At 71.3% G+C, this 4,423-nt stretch carries 4 protein-coding genes; 1 reads left to right on the top strand and 3 read right to left on the bottom strand.

Translation table 11 applies throughout. The features are described from left to right. Positions 1–112: 112 nt before the first annotated feature. Entirely contained in the window at positions 113–916 is an 804-nt protein-coding gene (locus ABZU75_RS45350; RefSeq protein ID WP_355569428.1) for an SAM-dependent methyltransferase, read from the bottom strand. A 168-nt stretch (positions 917–1,084) separates the two neighbouring features. Between ABZU75_RS45350 and ABZU75_RS45345 the strand changes: the two genes are divergently transcribed. Next, entirely contained in the window at positions 1,085–1,546 is a 462-nt protein-coding gene (locus ABZU75_RS45345) for a hypothetical protein (protein WP_355569425.1), read from the top strand. A gap of 16 nt (positions 1,547–1,562) precedes the next feature. Here the strand turns inward: ABZU75_RS45345 and ABZU75_RS45340 are convergent, their stop codons facing one another. Both ABZU75_RS45340 and ABZU75_RS45335 read right to left on the bottom strand, forming a co-directional pair. Next, positions 1,563–2,240 (bottom strand): amino acid transporter, encoded by a 678-nt coding sequence (locus tag ABZU75_RS45340; RefSeq protein ID WP_355569422.1) that lies wholly within the window; start codon positions 2,238–2,240, stop codon positions 1,563–1,565. Further along, entirely contained in the window at positions 2,210–4,414 is a 2,205-nt protein-coding gene (locus ABZU75_RS45335) for a prolyl oligopeptidase family serine peptidase (RefSeq protein ID WP_355569431.1), read from the bottom strand. The genes ABZU75_RS45340 and ABZU75_RS45335 overlap by 31 nt, the downstream gene beginning before the upstream one ends. Positions 4,415–4,423: the final 9 nt, after the last annotated feature.

Below are 4,423 nucleotides of genomic sequence, written 5' to 3'. Positions count from 1 at the left end.
ATTCCCCGGCGGCGTCCGCGACGGGGGGGCGGGTTGTGCGTTGGGCGCCCCCCCCCCCCACCACGGCACCCCGGCATGTCCGGCGCGGAGGTCGACCGGGGCGACCGCGGGACTATCGCTTGTAGGCGATCCCGCCGTACATGAGCCGCTGGCCCACGGTCAGTTCCGCCGGGACCGGCCCGTCGGGTCGCCACAGGGGCAGCGCGACGACACCCGGTTCGAGCAGCTCGAATCCGTCGAAGAACGCGGTGATCTCCTCCGGCGTCCGGAACCGGCCGCTGCCGAGCAGCGCGAGGAACTTCTGCTCCGCGTCACGGGAGTCCTGGCTGGAGGCGCAGAAGTGGGTGATGAAGAGGTAGCTGCCCGATGGGACCGCCGCCATGTAGGCCTCGACGATTCCCCGGGGATCGTCGTCATCGTGCAGGTGGTGCAGGACCCCGACCAGCATCACGCCCACCGGCCGGTCGCGGTCGATGAGCCGCTTGACCGCCGGGTCGGCGAGGATCGCCTCGGTGTCGCGCAGGTCGGAGGTGACCACCGCGGTACGGTCGTTCTCCGCCAGCAGCGCCCGGCCGTGGGCCAGCACCATCGGGTCGTTGTCGACGTAGACGACCCGCGCCTCGGGATTCGCGCCCTGGGCGACCTGGTGGGTGTTCTCCACCGTCGGCAACCCCGAGCCGAGGTCGATGAACTGGGTGACGCCCTGCTCTGCCAGGAACCGCACCCCCCGGCCGAGGATCTGACGGTTGTAGGTCGCCACGTCGTAGATCTCGGGGACGATCTTCACGATCTCCGCGACGAAGGCCCTGTCGACCTCGAAGTTGTCCTTGCCGTTGAGGACGACGTCATAGGCCCTGGCGATGCTGGGCCTGGTCGTGTCGATGCCGGCGTCCCGCTCATCCCGCTTGTCGGCCACTTGGGGTCCTTCCTCGCGTTCTCCGGGCGATGCGAGTGATCATAAGACCAGAAGCCCCACAAAGCGGCTTTTCCCATGACCAGAGCCACGTATCTAGATGTCCCCAATGCGAGCGGCCGAGCCCACCGAAATTTGCCACGAGAGGCGCGGGCTGACATATGGAAGACGGTGGTGCGTCGTAGGCTGCTGGCCGTGATCAGGGCTGTGGTGTTCGACGTCGGCGAGTGTCTGGTGGACGAGACGCGTGAGTACGGTACGTGGGCTGACTGGCTGAGTGTTCCCCGGCACACCTTCGCCGCGACCTTCGGTGCGGTGATCGCACGCGGATTGGACTACCGGGAGACGTTCCAGGTGTTCCGTCCCGGCTTCGACCTGGGCGAGGAGCGGGAGAGGCGAGCCGCGGCGGGGCAGCCGGGGTGGTTCGGCGAAGATGATCTCTACCCGGATGTCCGCTCGTCGCTGAAACAGCTCCGGGCCGACGGCCTGTGGGTAGGGATCGCCGGGAACCAGACGGTTCGGGCGGGCGGCATCCTGCGTGGTTTGGATCTTCCGGCTGACATGATCGCGACATCGGACGACTGGGGTGTGTCCAAGCCCGAGCCCGCATCGGTCTCTACGACCTCCGCCTGACGGTCGGCTCTTCCGCTCAGCGGCGGAGGCGCGCGTGCCAGGGGTGGGTGCCGTGTTCGGTCGCCAGAGCCTCGTCCAGCCACGCCCTTCGCGCGTCGTCGAGCCGGGGCAGGACCTCGTCGAAGTCGAGTTCATCCTTGGGGCGCGGCGACTTGGCCTTGTACAGGAGCTGGACCTCCGGCGCGATCCGCGAGAAACCGTCCTCGGCGACCGTGAACGACACCAGCGGGCGGCGAATCCTCGGATCTCGCCGGTACACCCAGTCCTGCCCGTCGGCCTCGTCGAGCATCAGCTGGATTCGCCACGGACCGCCGGCGTCCTCGCGGACCCAGACGTCATGAACGCCCGGCGGGAGGATCTCGCCCCGTGGCCAGTGGCGCAGCGTGCCCGGCGGGTCGGCGGCCCAGCAGTCCCACCCCGCGAGCAACCGGCGCGCCGTGGCCTGGTCCCGGCGGAGGATCCCGACGTCGATGTCCGCGTGCTCGCGGTAGGCGCGGCCGACCTCCAGCTCGATCGCGTATCCTCCGCCGATCCACCAGGGCGTCTCCAGCCCGCCGAACAGCTCGATGACCTCGGCCAGCGGAGCCGGTTCCCATACTCCCCACAGTGTCTCCGTACGCGGCATGTCGTCATTGTCACCGAGCCTGCCCCAGTGGGAAAGCATCATGCCGGGGCGGGGACGGTCAGGTGCCACCTGAGCCATTCGACGACGTTCTTGACGAAGGTCACCCGGTTGGCGAGTTGCCGGATCTCGTGCCCCTCGTCCTCGAACAGCAGCAACTCGCAGGGAATGCCACGGGCCCGTGCCTCCCGCAGCACCTGCTCGGCCTCGTACACCGGGACGTTGGTGTCGCGGGCGCCGTGCACGACCAGCAACGGGGCGGCCAGCCGGTCGAAGGAGTGCAGGGGCGACAGCACCCGCAGCAGGTCACGGTCGGCGACCGGGTGGCCGTACTCGCTGACGGCCGCCGCGGCGATCCACGGCTCGGTCCGGTCGTAGAAGGTCTCGAAGTCGGCCATGCCGCAGACGTCGACCCCGGCGCGGAAGAGGTGGGGGTGGGTGACGAGGGCGGCCAGCGTCAGGTAACCGCCGTAGGAGCGTCCCATGCAGGCGATCCTGGCCTCCTCGGCGACACCAGACCGCACCAGTTCGACGGCGCAGTCGGCGACGTCGTCGATCGCGTCGAAGCGGAGCGCGTGGTTGTCGGCGTTGCGGAAGGCCCTGCCGAACCCGGACGAGCCGCGGACGTTCGCCGCGAACACCCCGATCCCGGCGGCCAGCAGGTTCTGGAACAGCGGGTTGAAGGTGGGCCGTTCCTGGCTCTCCGGACCGCCGTGCAGGTAGACGACGAAGGGCATCGGTCCCCGGGCCCCGGGGACCCGGTAGAGCCAGCCGGTCAGCTCCATGCCGTCGCGCGCCTGGAAGCGCATCAACTCCGCCTCGGCCGCCTCGGCGATCGGGGAGTCCCCCGCGATCCGCCGGTAGCCGCCGTTCTCCAGATCGCAGAGCACCACGTGGGAGGGGGCGCCGGGCCCCTCGACCGCCAGGACGGCCAGGCTGCCGTCCAGCGAGACCCTGATCGAGGAGACCACCTCGGCGGGCAGCGGCGGGAGCGGGCGCACCGCCCCGGTGGCCGGCTCGATCACCTCCAGTTCCGACCGGCCGCTGTCGTTCCACACCAGGACGGCGCGGTGGCCGTTGGCACTCAGCGCGAACTGGTCGAGTTCGGCGTCCACCCGCTCGGCCAGCACGACCTCCGCGCCGTCCTCACCCACCGCGAGCAGCGCGGCCCGGTCGCGGCCGACGTCGGACAACAGGTAGGCGACCGTCCCGTCCGGAGAGAGGATGCCGTAGTCGGTGGAGCCGTTCATCCCCGCCAGCAGCGGCTGTTCCCCGGGTCCTGGAAGATCGCCCGCGGCCTCGTCGGGCAGCCCCGAGGGCAGGCCGGGCGGGAAGTCCTCGAGATGACCCTCGGGAAGATCGGAGCGGAGCCCGGCCGGAGGATCAGCGGAGAGGCCGGAGCAGAGGCCGGGGGTGAGGTCCTCGGGAAGCCCGGGATGAGGGCCGCCGGGGAGTCCCGGGACGAGGCCCCCGGTTTCGAGAGGACCAGGTGCGAGATCCCCCGGAGCGGAGAGGCCGGACGCGAGGGCCCCGGGACCGGCGGAGCCGTCGGGACCGGACATGCCCGAGGTGAGATCACCGGGATGGGCGGCGGGAAGGCCGGTGGGATCACCGGGGAAGGCGGAAAGATCGGCCGCGTACATCCGGCGCACGCCGCGCGGGCCGCGCCGCAGCAGCATCCGCCGGTGGTCACGGCTGATCGCCGCCGGGTGCATCAGCGCGCCGCCCGCGATGACCTCCCGGCTGCCGGAGCCCGCGTCGACGAGCACCGCGTCCGTACGGCCGGACGCGGAGACCTCGGCGACGAGAAGGATCTCCCCCTGCCCGGTCCAGCGCACGAACGACGCCGATCCCCCTTCCGGCGCGGCCAGCGGGCGCAGATCGCTCCCGTCGGGCCTGACCGTCCAGACCTGGGTGTGCTCCCCGCCGCCCGGCACGACGAGGACGGCCAGCCGCCGTGCGTCGGGAGACCAGCTCACGTCGGCGGCGGGCTCAGGACCGGTGTCGAGAGACCACGCCTCCGTCTCTCCCCCGGTCGGCCCTCCGGCCGACGCTCCTCCCGGGAGCAACGCCTCCAGATCGCCGCCGAGAAGCTGGACCCAGACGCGCGGAGAGCCGTCCCTGTCGGCGATGAACGCGACGGCGCTCAGGTCGGGCGCCAGCGCGGGCGCCCGGCAGCTCCAGGCGGTCAGGCCGGGGGGCCGGCGGGGGGGCGGGCCCGGGCCCCGGGGTTGGGGCGACACCAGAAAAGAAGA

Origin of the sequence: Streptosporangium sp. NPDC005286 (genome assembly GCF_040607515.1) — a bacterium.
Taxonomy (GTDB): domain Bacteria; phylum Actinomycetota; class Actinomycetes; order Streptosporangiales; family Streptosporangiaceae; genus Streptosporangium.
Note: the sequence above shows the minus strand (reverse complement) of the source record. Positions and strands in the feature narration are given on the sequence as shown.